12 protein-coding genes and 1 riboswitch are annotated in these 14,409 nt (G+C 36.1%); of the genes, 10 read left to right on the forward strand and 2 right to left on the reverse strand.

Features of this window, described 5'->3' with window-relative positions:
* Nucleotides 1-138 precede the first annotated feature (138 nt).
* A complete protein-coding gene (locus JZO69_RS10590) occupies nt 139-531 on the forward strand; it encodes a DUF4809 family protein (RefSeq protein ID WP_207112845.1) in 393 nt (130 codons plus the stop codon).
* 129 nt (nt 532-660) lie between these two features.
* Here JZO69_RS10590 and JZO69_RS10595 read toward each other — a convergent pair whose 3' ends face one another.
* Nucleotides 661-1,158: a DUF4303 domain-containing protein gene (locus JZO69_RS10595; RefSeq protein ID WP_207112846.1), complete on the reverse strand. Its 498-nt coding sequence runs from the start codon at nt 1,156-1,158 to the stop codon at nt 661-663.
* Nucleotides 1,159-1,470: 312 nt separating this feature from the next.
* Nucleotides 1,471-1,639: riboswitch (M-box (ykoK) riboswitch) on the forward strand.
* Between the two features lie 128 nt (nt 1,640-1,767).
* Between JZO69_RS10595 and JZO69_RS10600 the strand changes: the two genes are divergently transcribed.
* The 7 genes from JZO69_RS10600 to JZO69_RS10630 all read left to right on the forward strand — a co-directional run bounded on the left by JZO69_RS10600 (nt 1,768) and on the right by JZO69_RS10630 (nt 12,028).
* Nucleotides 1,768-2,682, forward strand: coding sequence for an LCP family protein (locus JZO69_RS10600; protein WP_207112847.1), 915 nt, complete (start codon nt 1,768-1,770; stop codon nt 2,680-2,682).
* A gap of 173 nt (nt 2,683-2,855) precedes the next feature.
* On the forward strand, nt 2,856-4,181 hold the full coding sequence (locus tag JZO69_RS10605) for an FAD-dependent oxidoreductase (RefSeq protein ID WP_347401588.1): 1,326 nt from the start codon (nt 2,856-2,858) through the stop codon (nt 4,179-4,181).
* A complete protein-coding gene (locus JZO69_RS10610) occupies nt 4,171-5,643 on the forward strand; it encodes a helix-turn-helix domain-containing protein (RefSeq protein WP_207112849.1) in 1,473 nt (490 codons plus the stop codon). The genes JZO69_RS10605 and JZO69_RS10610 overlap by 11 nt, the downstream gene beginning before the upstream one ends.
* Nucleotides 5,644-5,919: 276 nt before the next feature.
* The gene (gene glpK, locus JZO69_RS10615; RefSeq protein ID WP_207112850.1) at nt 5,920-7,428 is read left to right on the forward strand and encodes a glycerol kinase GlpK; all 1,509 of its coding nucleotides are present in this window, start codon (nt 5,920-5,922) and stop codon (nt 7,426-7,428) included.
* A 17-nt stretch (nt 7,429-7,445) separates the two neighbouring features.
* A complete protein-coding gene (gene glpO, locus JZO69_RS10620; RefSeq protein WP_207112851.1) occupies nt 7,446-9,281 on the forward strand; it encodes a type 1 glycerol-3-phosphate oxidase in 1,836 nt (611 codons plus the stop codon).
* Between the two features lies 1 nt (nt 9,282).
* Nucleotides 9,283-10,002: an MIP/aquaporin family protein gene (locus tag JZO69_RS10625; protein ID WP_207112852.1), complete on the forward strand. Its 720-nt coding sequence runs from the start codon at nt 9,283-9,285 to the stop codon at nt 10,000-10,002.
* A gap of 292 nt (nt 10,003-10,294) precedes the next feature.
* Nucleotides 10,295-12,028 carry a Na/Pi symporter gene (locus tag JZO69_RS10630; protein WP_207112853.1) on the forward strand — a complete coding sequence of 578 codons (1,734 nt, stop codon included), beginning with the start codon at nt 10,295-10,297 and terminating at the stop codon, nt 12,026-12,028.
* A gap of 53 nt (nt 12,029-12,081) precedes the next feature.
* Here the strand turns inward: JZO69_RS10630 and JZO69_RS10635 are convergent, their stop codons facing one another.
* Complete coding sequence (locus tag JZO69_RS10635) at nt 12,082-12,621, reverse strand: AAA family ATPase (RefSeq protein ID WP_207112854.1); 540 nt, start codon at nt 12,619-12,621, stop codon at nt 12,082-12,084.
* A 120-nt stretch (nt 12,622-12,741) separates the two neighbouring features.
* Here JZO69_RS10635 and JZO69_RS10640 point away from each other — a divergent pair, with 120 nt between their 5' ends.
* Nucleotides 12,742-13,674 carry an alpha/beta fold hydrolase gene (locus tag JZO69_RS10640; RefSeq protein ID WP_207112855.1) on the forward strand — a complete coding sequence of 311 codons (933 nt, stop codon included), beginning with the start codon at nt 12,742-12,744 and terminating at the stop codon, nt 13,672-13,674.
* Nucleotides 13,675-13,866: 192 nt separating this feature from the next.
* A complete protein-coding gene (locus tag JZO69_RS10645; RefSeq protein WP_207112856.1) occupies nt 13,867-14,406 on the forward strand; it encodes a 5-formyltetrahydrofolate cyclo-ligase in 540 nt (179 codons plus the stop codon).
* Nucleotides 14,407-14,409 lie beyond the last annotated feature (3 nt).

Raw genomic sequence — 14,409 nt, forward strand, 5'->3', positions numbered from 1 at the left:
ACCAAAAAATAAGCTGTTTTTATTGATCAAGTTATTTATATGTTAACCATTTTTTAACCTATTCAAGGCTTCATTAGGTGTCATTCTTTGCTATAATATGTAAAGAAATAATGGAAGCTAAGGAAAGGATCTGTAAAAATGAAAAAAGCGATACTCACCAAAACGGTCAATTTATTGGATGGAGGTTGCAATGCTTGTGGAATTATTGAAGATGAAAATTATACTTTGATGATCGATGAACAAACAATGCCTTTAGATGAGTTATCAGTCAACTCTTTGATTACAACGATTGTTTTAAAAAATGGGTACAAAAGAGAATACGAAACAGATGTTTTAGATGATTTTATTCTTTATAAAAAAGGAGATCACCAAGTTACACTTAAAGAAGAATATGATCATTTAACGTATTTCAGTGAAAACACAACGATTGAAACGACGGACCAAATGATCGATAAAAAAGCTTTATTTGAAAAAGTGAATAAAATTTTGACAACACTTTTCAACATCGAAGAATTAGACTTTAAATTATAGTAGATAAGTGCTGTAGAGGACAGAGCAAAATGAGTTGTTTTTGCTTTTACTAGCTATCGAATTTCTAATATGACGGGGAAGATGACTCACAGAGTTAGGTCCTCGTCATATTTTTGATTCTCTTTTTCATTAGTCGATTTGAAAATAGTCAATAACTGATATTTTTTCAAATCGATCGTGTGAGTCAGACGGATCTTCATCATGATCATAAACTAACAGTTTGAAATCGTCTGTTTTAGGAATGCGCTGAAAAGTCTCACTTTCTAGTAAGAGCAGCATTTGCTGACAAAGCCATTCAAGAACAGTTTCGATATCTTCATCGTCTTCCACCCAATCATCAAATAAATGAAGAGAAGTAAAACGTTGATCTTCATCCCAGTCGCCGGCATTGTACTTCATTTGTTCGATTTGCTGATTGTTATAGCCTTTAGCTGTATAGTAGTCGGTTGTTTCTTGCCAAAGTTCTGTCGTATTAAAGCAGAGATTTATCTCACCTTCTTCGTGGATATTGCAGTCCAGGGCAAACGCATAAAATGTTTCATCCGAGTGATCTAATAAAAAGTTATCAATGCTATCGGTTAAAAAATTAAAAAAGAATTCTTGCTGTTTCTCTAAAAAATTATCCATTTATATCCTCCAAAGGTATGTTCTTCTAAACATTGAAACAGATATTACAGAAAATGTCTATCTAAATCATGAGATATAGGCAAAAGATCACGTTGGTTGCGAGCGGGTATCTATTTGAAGTATCAATAAAAAAGCAAAAATGTTTAAGAAACCATAAAGATTATCTGTAATTTTATCATTGTAACTAACTGAATCAGTTACGTAAGTGTCTGAGTAATCGGTAGTTTTATTTTCTAGCTACTTGTTTTTGGCGGGAATTTATCCAATTTTAATTTGACTTTGTGAGGCGATACGCTTATAGTGTAAAATGAATTAAATACTTGTTAGGTGAGGCTCCTATATAAACATAGGCTGCTGCTCAGAAATGTCGAAAGACAGGCACGGGTAGGACAAAAGTCGTCGAATTAAGGCGATTTTCAAAGCAGCTAAAAGCAATGCTTTTTACGTTATATAGTGCTAAAACTCAACGAAGAGAAGATCTAGGTAAGTTGTAATAACTGGCGGTCGTCGTGAGTTTTAACTACTGTAATCTAATCCCTTCGCTGAGTGTTCTTGGTGGAGGTTTTTTTATACACCGCAAAACATTCGAGTTGTAGAAAGGAATCAACAATGAAAAAATCTGTAAAAATAGGAATTATTACGTTATTATCAATTCTCCTAGTGGTCGTTAGTGCAGGCTGTTATGCAGCGATCTCATTTCAAACAGCGAAAGAAAAAAGTGAAGCAAAACTTTCTGATAAAAACCAAAATTTTACTGGTGATGAGCAAACAAGCGATAAAGAACTGACTGTGATGGTAGTCGGAAATGATTCGAGAGATGATGACGAGGATCAAGGACGTTCAGATACGCTTATGGTCGCGCACTATGATGGAAAAACGAAACAGCCTAAATTGATTTCGATCATGAGAGACAGCTATGTAACATTTCCTGATGGCGGACAAGATAAAATAAATGCAGCATACGCTTACGGTGGTGCGCAAATGACAAAAGATGTACTGAAGACTAATTTTAATTTACCAATCAATTATTATGTGGTGATGGATTTTAAAGAGTTCAGTGATATTATTGACGAGCTATATCCAAAAGGAGTCACGATCGAAGCTGAAAAAGATATCAATCTAGATGGTGTCGATATATTTAAAGGCAAGCAGACGTTGCATGGAAATAGCTTATTACAATATGCACGTTTTAGAATGGATGAAGAAGGAGATTTTGGTCGTATAAGACGTCAACAGCAAGTTATGGATGCATTGATCGATCAGTCAAAAGATTTGATTCCAGTTTGGGAATTGCCGCAAGTTGCAGGAAAACTAGTTGGTAAAATCGATACCAATGTCCCAACTAACCTCTTGATCGATTTAGCTAAAGATTTCTTATCTGGAAAAGTAAAATCATTAAAATCACTTTCAGTTCCGGTAGAAGGTTCATGGAACTTCAATGATTACACAGAGTCTGGCAGTGTTATTGAGCTAGATGAGCAGCAGAATGCTGAAGCAATCCAAGCTTTTCTTAAGGGAAATTAATATGTAACTAAATATAAACGGTCTGTCTACTCAAGTATCTGTTGAGTAAGCAGATCTTTTTTTTATTAAAATAACTAATAAAATCAGCGTATCTCTATGCGTTGTGATTAAGCATATGATATTCTTTAGGAAAACGTTTTATTCATTGGAAAGAAGGACTGACTTTGAAAGTTGTGATTATTGGCGCTTCTTTTGCCGGAGTATCTGCTGCATTAGCTACTAGAAAAAAACACCCTAAAGCTGAAATTTATTTAATTGAAAAACAACAAACAGTTGGTTATTTACCAGGTGGGATCAATCTTTATTTTAATGAAGTGATTGAGCCTATCGAAGATGCTCAATTTATTTCAAAAAAGCAATTGGCAGACAAAAACATTCACTTATTATTAAATACAAAAGTGATCAGTGTAGATTCAAAGCAGCATACCATCAAATGTGAGACACAAGAGACAGAATCTCTTTTGTCGTTTGATAAATTAATTTTAGCGACTGGTTCAAGTCAATGGTCACAGAAAATTCTGGGCAGTGATTCGGAAAAGGTTTTAAAATATAAATTTTTACCTGGCGTTATACAAGCAATCGAGCAATTGGAAACAAGCGATAAAGTAGCCTTGATCGGCGGTGGTCAGATCGGAGCAGAAGCAGCCGATACATTGGTGAAAAAAGGGAAAGAAGTACATTTGTTTGAGCGGATGGATTACTTATTATTTAAGTATTTTGATCAAGAAATGATTCAGCCAGTCCAAGAAGAACTAGAAGCAAAAGGAGTCGTTTTTCATTTTGATGAGACTGTAGAGAAAATTAACGATACAGAAGACGGTTTGATAATAGAGACGAAAAAATCTCGCTTACCATGTGATTCTGCTATTTTTGCGATGAATGTACGGCCTGATTTGGGTTATTTAGATGAATTTATCAAAACACATACAGATCAGACAGTTATTGTAAATGAATACTTAGAAACCTCTCAAGCAGATGTGTTTGCAATTGGTGATTGTATTCAAGTACCGTATAGTTTGTCGAATGAATCTTTTTATATCCCATTAGTGAACAATGCAGTAAGAACGGGCTTGGTTGTTGCTCAAAATCTTGTAGAATCAACAACGCCATTTGTTGGGTCAATTCGCACGATTGGGACGAAACTTGTCGATTATTATATAGCAAGTACGGGTTTGACCGAAGCAGAAGGATTATTTCATGAGCAGCCAATTGCCGCCTCACAGGTTGAACAATACAGTTCCTCATTTTTAGGGAATGAAAAAATCACCGGGAAAATTATTTATGAAGTCGACAGCCATAAAATTCTAGGTGCTCAATTAGTTTCAAAAGCTAATATCTTAGAAAAAATCAACACACTTGCTCTTGGTATTCAAATGGGTCAAACGTTGGAAGAATTTTACCAAAAAGATTTTTTGTATCATCCTTATTTTTCTAACGTTCTAGATATAACGAACCAGTTGGCTTTAGGTGGTTTATGGAGTGAAGCAGATGAAGATTGAAGAATTACTTGATAAAAAAGAAGCAAGAGAAATTGGTATTTTGAGAAAAGTAATTTTAGCTGGTGGGCGTATAGCTGATACAGAGCTATTGGATTATTTAGGTGTCTCAAAGGCTTCTTTTGAAAGTGATTTAAAAGAGCTAGGCTATTATTTGAAACCCTATGAAAAAGATTGTTCGTTATTTTATGATGGACAATGGGTGGCGATCCACATGTCAGATCAGTTTTCTGTCAGTAAGGTTTTAGATGATTATGTTCGGGCTTCGATCAAGTTTCAGCTGATTGATCATTTATTTCATTATCGAGAATTTACGATTGCTCAATTAACGACCAAATTTATGATCAGTGAGTCTTCTTTATTCAGAAAAATCAAAGAATTAAATCAGTTGCTGCAAGAGTTTGAGCTTAAAATCCGTAATGGACAATTAAAAGGAGAAGAACTGCAGATTCGTTATTTTTATTTTCAAATTTATTGGTTTTTAACCCCTTATGAGATTCATCAAGAAAAAACACTAACTGTTCAAAACTCCAGAATCATCGAAGCTTTAGAAAAAGCGTTGTCTCTTTCATTTGAGGAATATAGCAAATTGAAAATTAGCTTGTGGCTGACAATCAGTAAAAAAAGAATCTTGGTTCAGTCAAAAGTATTTAAAGAATTATATAGCAAAAGTAAAAGCTATGAACAAGATCCTTTTTTCAAAACATTGCGCGCATTTGTGATCCGTTTTTTTAGTCGTTATCCTCTTGAAATCGATGAAGAAGAAAGTTTACTGCATTTTATTTTTTTAACGAGTATGTCGGTTTTAGCCCAGTCAGATTTTGCTGCGTATAGTTTGATTCGAGGGCGGCGTACCCCAACTTCTTTGGCGGATACGTTTGTGTTGGAGCATGTCATATTATATTATCGTCCACAAAAATTTTTCCCAGAATTAGAGAAAAAGATTTTTTATTATTTTTCTCAGATTCATAGCCGACTGTATTTTTTTAAAGGAGAGTTGGAGTTGTTTGATCGGGAAAATATATGGCAAAAAGAACAGCATCTTTCTAGTCATCAATTAGCAGATTTCTCACATGTTCTTTTAGATAAAAGCTTAGAATGCTTTGATACGAAGTATGAACAAGGAAATAGCTTGCATGAATGGTCATTGGTGAAGTATTTAAGTGTGTTGGCAACCATTGATTTTGAGATTGTCGGAGAAACACGTATCGGAATTGATTTGAAGATGGATCATCTGTATAAAGAAGTAATGACGCAGGTATTAGTTTTAAGCTTGAAAAATTTGAATGGTTTAACAATTGAGCCTTATGATTCCAAACGGACATATGACTTGATGATCACAAATGTCATGAAGCCAAATAATTATCGATCTGTAAAAGAGGTTTATGTGTTATCCGAATTAGGATCGACTTATGATATCAATCAAATCAGAATGAAAATTCGCGAACTACATGGTAAAAGATGAGTTAGTTTAAATGTGGCTGGGATATGGCACGTAGAGTTATGTCCCAGTCACAATATTATTTTTTACTTATCTAGCAAGCGTATCTTGAAAAACTTTCATTTATTTTTGAAATAAAAAAAAAGATGACGTTTTTATGAAACCATTTCCGATTATTATAAGTACATAAAATATAAAGCGTTTTCAAAAAAAGTGGCTAACTTGACAGGCTAACCTCTCAAGAACAAGATAAAAATGGAAGAAGGCCTACTACGCTTTTAAAATTAGGAGGAAACGACAATGACAGAACAAAAGTACATCATGGCGATCGACCAAGGAACAACAAGTTCAAGAGCAATTATTTTTGATAAAAAAGGCAATAATATCGGTAGTTCTCAAAAAGAATTTACACAAATTTTTCCTAAAGCAGGTTGGGTAGAGCATAATGCAAATGAAATTTGGAATTCCGTTCAATCTGTGATTGCAGGTGCTTTGATCGAGTCTGGTGTTAAACCTTCTGATATCGCCGGAATTGGTATTACCAATCAACGTGAAACCACAGTCGTTTGGGACAAGCAAACAGGCTTGCCGATCTATAATGCGATTGTCTGGCAATCTCGTCAATCTTCACCAATCGCTGATCAACTAAAAGAAGATGGACATGGCGATATGATTCATGAAAAAACTGGATTGATTGTAGATGCATACTTTTCAGCAACAAAAATTCGCTGGATTTTAGATCATGTTGAAGGAGCACAAGAACGAGCTGAAAAAGGAGAGCTATTATTTGGAACGATCGATTCATGGCTAGTTTGGAAATTAACGGGTGGAGAAACCCATGTAACAGATTATTCAAATGCCAGTCGTACAATGTTATTCAATATTCACGATTTAGATTGGGATCAAGATATTTTAGATATATTAAATATTCCACGTGTGATGCTGCCAAAAGCAACATCGAATTCTGAAGTTTACGGCTTGACGAAGAATTATCACTTCTATGGAAGTGAAATTCCGATTTCAGGTATGGCTGGTGACCAACAAGCAGCGTTGTTTGGGCAAATGGCGTTTGAACCTGGCATGGTTAAAAATACGTATGGTACTGGTTCATTTATTGTGATGAATACAGGTGAAAAACCTCAGCTTTCCAACAATAATTTACTAACAACAGTTGGTTATGGAATCAATGGAAAAGTTTACTATGCTTTAGAAGGAAGTATCTTCGTAGCTGGTTCAGCCATTCAGTGGTTACGTGATGGGTTGAAGATGATTCAAACAGCGGCAGAGTCTGAAGCCGTAGCAAATGAATCTCATAACAAAAATGAAGTTTATGTTGTACCAGCTTTTACAGGACTTGGTGCACCATATTGGGATTCAGATGCAAGAGGAGCAGTGTTTGGCTTAACGAGAGGAACAACAAGAGAAGATTTTGTAAAAGCAACATTGCAATCAGTTGCTTATCAAGTGCGGGACATCATTGACACAATGCAAAAAGATACAGGAATCGCTATTCCTATCTTAAAAGTCGATGGCGGCGCTGCGAATAATGATTTATTGATGCAATTTCAAGCAGATATTTTAAATACTTCTGTTCAAAAAGCTCAAAACTTAGAAACAACAGCCTTGGGTGCAGCCTTTTTAGCAGGCTTAGCAGTTGGCTTTTGGAAAGATTTAGATGAGTTGAAAGAATTTTATGAAGATGGCCAAGTGTTTGAGGCGAAAATGTCTGATGAAGAGCGGGACGATTTATACGAAGGTTGGCAACAAGCAGTTGCTGCCACACAAATGTTCAAACATAAATCAAAATAAAGGAAGAAGTGAGTGGTATGACATTTTCAATCAAAAACAGGCAAGCATCAATTGAAAAAATGAAATCTGAAGAATTAGATTTACTGATTATTGGTGGCGGGATCACAGGTGCTGGTGTTGCCTTACAAGCTAGCGCTGCCGGTATGAAAACAGGTCTGATCGAAATGCAGGATTTTGCAGAAGGTACGTCATCTCGTTCAACTAAATTAGTTCATGGCGGAATTCGTTATTTGAAAAATTTTGATGTAGAAGTTGTGGCAGATACAGTTCAAGAGCGGGCAGTTGTTCAGGCAATTGCTCCTCACATTCCCAAACCAGATCCCATGCTTTTACCGATTTATGACGAACCAAAAGCCACATTCAATATGTTTTCAGTTAAAGTAGCGATGGATCTTTACGACCGTTTGGCGAATGTGATCGGCACAAAGTATGAAAACTATACACTAACAAAAGAAGAAGTATTGGAAAGAGAACCTCAACTAAAAAGTGAAGGATTACAAGGTGGTGGCGTTTATCTAGATTTTAGAAACAATGATGCTCGTCTCGTGATTGAAAATATCAAACGTGCCGCATCTGACGGTGGTCTGATGGTCAGCAAGGTCAAAGCGGTTAGCTTTATTCAAAATGAAGAGGGTAAAATCATTGGTGTAAAAGCAGAAGATTTGCTGACAGGTGAACAGTTTGAAATCAAAGCGAAAATCGTCATCAACACGACTGGACCTTGGTCAGATAAAGTTCGCGGTTTAGATACAAAAGAAAATCTAGTACCGCAAATGCGTCCGACAAAAGGTGTTCACCTTGTTGTGGATAGCAGTAAATTACATGTACCTCAACCTACTTATTTTGATACAGGCAAACATGATGGACGAATGGTATTCGTAGTTCCTAGAGAGAAAAAAACGTATTTTGGAACGACAGATACGGATTATAAAGGTGACTATGAACATCCTACTGTTACACAAGAAGATGTCGACTACTTATTGGAAATCGTGAATAGCCATTATCCTAAAGCTCACATAACAATCGATGACATCGAAGCAAGCTGGGCAGGTCTTAGACCGTTGATTTCAGAAAATGGTGGATCGGATTATAACGGTGGTAATAATGGCAAAGTCTCTGATGAAAGTTTCGATCAAGTGATCGATATTGTTGATAAATACAAAAAGCAAGAAGCAACACGTTTTGATGTAGAAAATGTCCTAAATCACTTAGAAGATTCGCTAGCTGAAAGTAAAGAAAATCCTTCAGCAGTTTCACGTGGTAGTTTGTTAGAGCGCTCAGAGGATGGTTTATTGACCTTATCTGGTGGTAAAATAACAGATTATCGTAAAATGGCGGAAGGCGCTTTGAAAGAAATTCAACGTATTTTGAAAGAAGAATTTAATTGTGACTTCCAATTGATCGATTCAAAAACATACCCCGTTTCAGGGGGCGATATCGATGTAGCAAATGTGGAAAGTGAACTGAATAAACTTGCTAGAATTGGTGTTGAAAAAGGGCTGTCGCAGGAAGAATCAGAATATCTTACTCATTTATATGGATCAAACGTGATTGAACTTTTTGAAAAAATTGCTACAACTGAAGCAGTAACAAATTTAAGTTTAGCTGAAACTTTGGCGCTACATTATGCCTTAGAAAATGAAATGGTGCTTACACCAGCAGATTATCTCGTTCGTAGAACTAATCATTTACTTTTCATGAGAGATACGTTGGATGAAGTCAAGCAAGGTGTAATTTCTGAAATGAGTCGATATTATAGTTGGTCTAAAGAACAAGAAGAATATTATACAAATGAGTTAAACCGATTAATAGCAGAATCTGATTTGAGTACATTAAAAGAAGGGACGAAGTAAAATGGATACTTCAAATATGACACAGATTTTCAGTGAGTTTTTAGGCACAATGATTTTGATTCTTTTAGGAGATGGCGTCTGTGCAGGAGTTAATTTAAAGAAAAGTAAATCTGCGGCATCTGGTTGGATCGTGATTGCTTTTGGTTGGGCGATGGCTGTAACGATTGCAGTTTATGTTGCAGGATATATGGGACCTGCTCACTTAAATCCAGCGGTGACGATTGCTATGGCGATGACCGGAAGTTTTGAATGGAGTATGGTTGTTCCTTTTATTATCGCTCAAGTGCTAGGAGCAGTTGTGGGAGCAGTTTTGGTTTGGCTAGCGTATTTGCCTCACTGGCAAGTAACAGAAGATCAAGGTGCAATTTTAGGGACGTTTGCTACTGGTCCTGCAATTCGCAATTATCCTGCGAATATGGTGACTGAAGTGATTGGTACTTTCGTTTTAGTATTAGGCTTACTTTCATTTTCACAACACAGTTTTACTGATGGATTAAATCCACTAGTTGTGGGAGCATTGATTTTATCAATTGGTTTGTCTTTAGGCGGACCTACAGGATATGCAATCAATCCTGCTCGTGATTTTGGTCCTCGTTTAGCGCATCAATTATTGCCGATTTCAACGAAAGGTGATTCAGACTGGAGTTATTCTTGGGTTCCTATCGTAGGACCTGTGATCGGAGCGGCAATAGCGTCAGGTGTTTACATGCTGATGGTTTAATTATATATAAGAGTCAAGAGTTGAGAGCAATAGGCTTTCAGCTCTTTTTTCTTTTTTGTTGGTTAAAGAATAACGTCATAATAACTTTATTGTGAAATAATTGAATCTTTTATTTACAAGAGGCTTGTTTTTTTGTACTCTTAAAAAGAAGGTGTTTTTATATTTTTTAATATTGTCAGCTAAATTTTTTGGAAAGACTCTCAGTTAGATTTTCCTATTTTTAGTCTGAGTTGAACAAGTTCATTGGAAATAATATGTACTATCTAGCTTTTCAAATAAAGGAGGAAAAAGTGTGTCCTATCAAGAAATGTTATTTCCTTTTCTCGGAGGATTAGGGATTTTCCTATTTGGTATGAAGTATATGGGAGATGGTCTACAGAAATCTGCTGGAGATTCATTACGGGAAATTTTAAATACGTTTACTTCTACACCGCTACGGTCAGTGTTAGCTGGATTGATCGTTACGGCCATTATTCAAAGTAGTTCAGGTACGACTGTTCTGACTGTAGGACTGGTCAGTGTTGGGTTTATGTCTTTACGCCAAGCGATCGGTGTTATTATGGGAGCCAATGTAGGAACTACTGTGACAGCTTTTATCATCGGATTTAATTTAAGTTCGTATTCATTACCGATCATGGGTATCGGTTCGATTTTACTTTTCTTTTCAAAAAGAGAAAGAGTGAATAATGTCGGACAGATTTTATTTGGCTTCGGTTGTTTATTTTACGGGTTAAAATTAATGGGTGATGGTATGGCACCTTTAAGTGATTTACCTCAATTCGCTGATTTGATGGTTGATGTATCTCATCATCCTGTTTTAGGAGTTGGAATCGGGACATTACTTACGATGGTTTTACAAAGTTCCAGTGCAACGATTGGTATTTTGCAACAATTGTATAGTCAAGGAAGCTTAGCAATCGAATCGGTATTGCCAATTTTGTTTGGAGATAATATTGGGACGACGATCACAGCAGTTATTGCAGCTTTAGGCGTCAGCGTTGCTGCTAAGCGGACTGCAGCGTCTCACGTGATTTTCAATCTAGTAGGTGCGATTATCTTTACAACGCTTCTAACACCATTTACAGCGGTCGTGGTACGTATTTCTGATGTGTTACATTTAAAACCAGCAATGCAGATTGCGGTTGCGCATGGGTTGTTTAATGTATCAAACTTGCTGATTCAATTTTGGTTTATTGATAAAATCGAGTTGCTTGTACGAAAAATCATTCCAGGAAAAGACAAAAGTATTGATTTTAAACCATCCAATCTCAATGAATCGATCATTCAAAATTCAGCAACATTAGCATTGAATCAGGCGAAGATCGAATTGTTACAAATGGGTGAATATGTCTTAGGGGCTTTTGAAGCAACGAAAGCCTATTATGAAAAGCAAGATACTATTGATAAGGAAAACGCTCATCAGTATGAAACGGCGATCAATGATATGGATAATCGTTTGACAGAGTATTTAGTCCAGCTTTCAGCTACAGAGTTAACAATTTCAGAAAGTCATGAACAAACGATGATGTTGGAATTTACAAAAGACTTAGAGCGAATTGGCGATCATTGTCGTAACATTATTCAAAATCTGAACGAAGCAATCCATCTTGAAAAAAAACAAAAAGCCAAAGAGAAAAAAGCCGGCAAAGTTTCTGATAGAGACACGTTGATATTATATGATGAAGATGTCGTAGATCTATTTGAAAAAGTGTTGAAGAATATTCGTGATTCCTTGATCGTTTTTGAAAATGATGATAAAAAAATGGCGGAACATATGTTGAATCGGGAAGAACAAATTGATCAAATGGTTAAATTGCTTCGTAAAAAATATATTTCGATCATGAATAGCGGCAAAGGTCGTGCTGCCGATGGTGTGTTGTTTATTGATACCGCCTCTAATTTAGAACGAATGAGCGATCGGGCGATTCACATGGCGAAGTATGTGTTAGGCGAACGCTATGGAACAGAAGAAATCACCGTTGAAAACTCAGTAAATCCTGTTATTACATTACAACCACAAGAATAAAAAAAAGCCTTTTACGACCGCTGTTTAAAAACAAGTTGTAAGAGGCTTTTTTATTAGTATTTTTTTAGGGTCTTCATGATTGTTTGATAAAAATCTTCTAATGGTTGATCACTATTTATCTTTAAAACAGGACTATTAGAGTGTTGGATTTGGTAACTGTGTTCAGCAAAGGTTCCGATTTTTGAGTAATCTTTCGATATATAATACGTTTTACACCACTCTAAAAAATCATTTGTCTGATTACCGTTTTCATCTAGCCAAAGGGAATCTTCTCCAGCTCTAGCTATTTCTCTTTTGATCAAGCGTTGGAATCGGAGTGATTCATCTAAAGTGAGAAAGACTAATAAATCTCGATCAGCGAAACCATTAGGATTCCAAGAAAATACAGAGCCGGAAACGATAAATTGCTCAAACTTTTCATGATCAGTTTGATACATTTTTAAGCGTTGAGCAATTGGTTGATTTTCTGTAAAGGTATCGTCTTTCCAAAGGTAGCGATCCGTATCGATCCATTTTATTTGTTCTTTTTTGGCAATATATTCTCCTAAAGTACTTTTTCCAGTACCAGATGCTCCAATCAGTTGGATTTTCATTCGTTTCTCCTTTCAATACGTTCTAAGGCTGTAAAAATAAAAAAGAAAACGCTCATTTCACTATTTCATTTACTGAGAATACTTTATAATAAAAACTATCAATTGAGAAGAGGTACGAATATGCTGCATAATACTTTTTTGTCATCAGATCAAAAAACAATGAGCCATTTTATCTGTTGGGAACCTGAACAAGAAGCTATTGGAGTTGTTCAGATTATTCATGGAATGGCGGAATATATCGAACGTTATCATGATTTTGCTGAATATTTGAATGGTCTAGGCTATGTCGTTGTTGGGCATGACCATTTGGGACATGGCGAATCTGTCACCAAAGATGCTGCAAAACATGGCTATTTTGGTAAAGGAGACCCTGTTTCTTTTGTATTGAAAGATATTCATCAGATCAAGGAATGGATAACTGAACATTATCCGAAGCTACCTCATTTTATGCTGGGGCATAGTATGGGTTCTTTTGCATTGCGTAATTATTTGCAATTCTATAAACCAGAAATAAGCGGAGCCATTTTTATGGGAACGGGGAAAAAAGCTACCTTGCTACCTGTAGCGCTCTCTTTAACGAATACGTTGAACTTAACTGCGCCGGAAAAAACAAATGAACGGCTGGATCAATTAGCATTCGGTGATTTTAGCAAGCAATTTCCAGAAGCAGGTAGATTTAATTGGCTGAGTAAAAGTCAGGACAATGTTAGACGCTATGAAAATGATCCGTTAACAGGTTTTACGTTTACAAATAATGGTTTCTATACACTATTTCGCTTAGTTGATGGAGCTAATCGTACTGGCTGGGCAGAGAAGATCGATCAAAATTTATCGATCTTGGTTATTAGTGGTGAGCAAGATCCTGTTGGTGATTTCGGCAAAGGTCCTAGAAAGGTCGCAAAAGATTTAGACAAGGCTGGAATAAAGGATGTATCCCTTGTATTATTTGCAGAGTTACGTCATGAAATTCTGTTAGAAGATGAAAAAAACGAGGTATATAAAGCAATCAGTAATTGGATGAAAAAAAGACTAGATTTTACCATAGAAAACTAGAAATCTGTTTGCTATTTGGACTATTTTTCTATAAACTACAGAGTAAGGTCAAAAGATGCAAAGAAAGTAAATAAAACGATAGATTGTGGTGTAATTTTCTTTCTAGCGGCAAAGGGTTGTCTCTCGGAAAAAAGAGAAACTCTGTTGAGACAAAAGGAGCCTGTTATATTTTTAAATTAGGAGGGGTTGGATGTGGAGAAAGCACGTTTAAGAAAATTGGGATTAAGGAACTTAAAATGGCTGCATGACCATCCAACGCTAAAAGAGCAAAAAGAGCGTGAAATCAGTCAATCTTTGTTCAATGATCCGTGTTGGGAAAAAGCGCAAACAATTGCAATTACCAAGCCGCTGGATTTTGAATTCAATACCCATATTTTGCTGTCTAAAGGTTGGTCAGAAGGGAAAAAAATGCTGATGCCAATAGCAACGAAAGATAGAAAGTTGACGTTTCATTTGGTTGAGCCAGAAACGATTTTTGAAAAAACAGCATTTGGCGTAGAAGAACCTGTCGCTGCACCAGAAGTTTCGGCTGAAATAATCGATTTGTTAGTTGTACCCGGAATTGTGTTTACGCATGAGGGGTTTCGTATTGGTTTTGGCGGAGGTTATTATGATCGTTTCCTCCAACAGTATCAAGGAGAAACATGTAGTTTGGTATTTAGTGAACAGATTCAGGAAAGTTGGCAGGTAGAATCCTTTGATTTACCTGTGAAACGATTATTTATCAGCTAGGAG

The organism is Candidatus Enterococcus ikei (assembly GCF_017316105.1).
Taxonomy (GTDB): Bacteria; Bacillota; Bacilli; order Lactobacillales; family Enterococcaceae; genus Enterococcus_L; species Enterococcus_L ikei.

Bases quoted from the DNA above. Each gene is read 5' to 3' on its own strand.
- JZO69_RS10590 (WP_207112845.1), top strand. From the start codon at position 139: ATGAAAAAAGCGATACTCACCAAAACGGTCAATTTATTGGATGGAGGT.
- JZO69_RS10595 (WP_207112846.1), bottom strand. From the start codon at position 1,158: ATGGATAATTTTTTAGAGAAACAGCAAGAATTCTTTTTTAATTTTTTA.
- JZO69_RS10600 (WP_207112847.1), top strand. From the start codon at position 1,768: ATGAAAAAATCTGTAAAAATAGGAATTATTACGTTATTATCAATTCTC.
- JZO69_RS10610 (WP_207112849.1), top strand. From the start codon at position 4,171: ATGAAGATTGAAGAATTACTTGATAAAAAAGAAGCAAGAGAAATTGGT.
- glpK (WP_207112850.1), top strand. From the start codon at position 5,920: ATGACAGAACAAAAGTACATCATGGCGATCGACCAAGGAACAACAAGT.
- glpO (WP_207112851.1), top strand. From the start codon at position 7,446: ATGACATTTTCAATCAAAAACAGGCAAGCATCAATTGAAAAAATGAAA.
- JZO69_RS10625 (WP_207112852.1), top strand. From the start codon at position 9,283: ATGGATACTTCAAATATGACACAGATTTTCAGTGAGTTTTTAGGCACA.
- JZO69_RS10635 (WP_207112854.1), bottom strand. From the start codon at position 12,621: ATGAAAATCCAACTGATTGGAGCATCTGGTACTGGAAAAAGTACTTTA.
- JZO69_RS10640 (WP_207112855.1), top strand. From the start codon at position 12,742: ATGCTGCATAATACTTTTTTGTCATCAGATCAAAAAACAATGAGCCAT.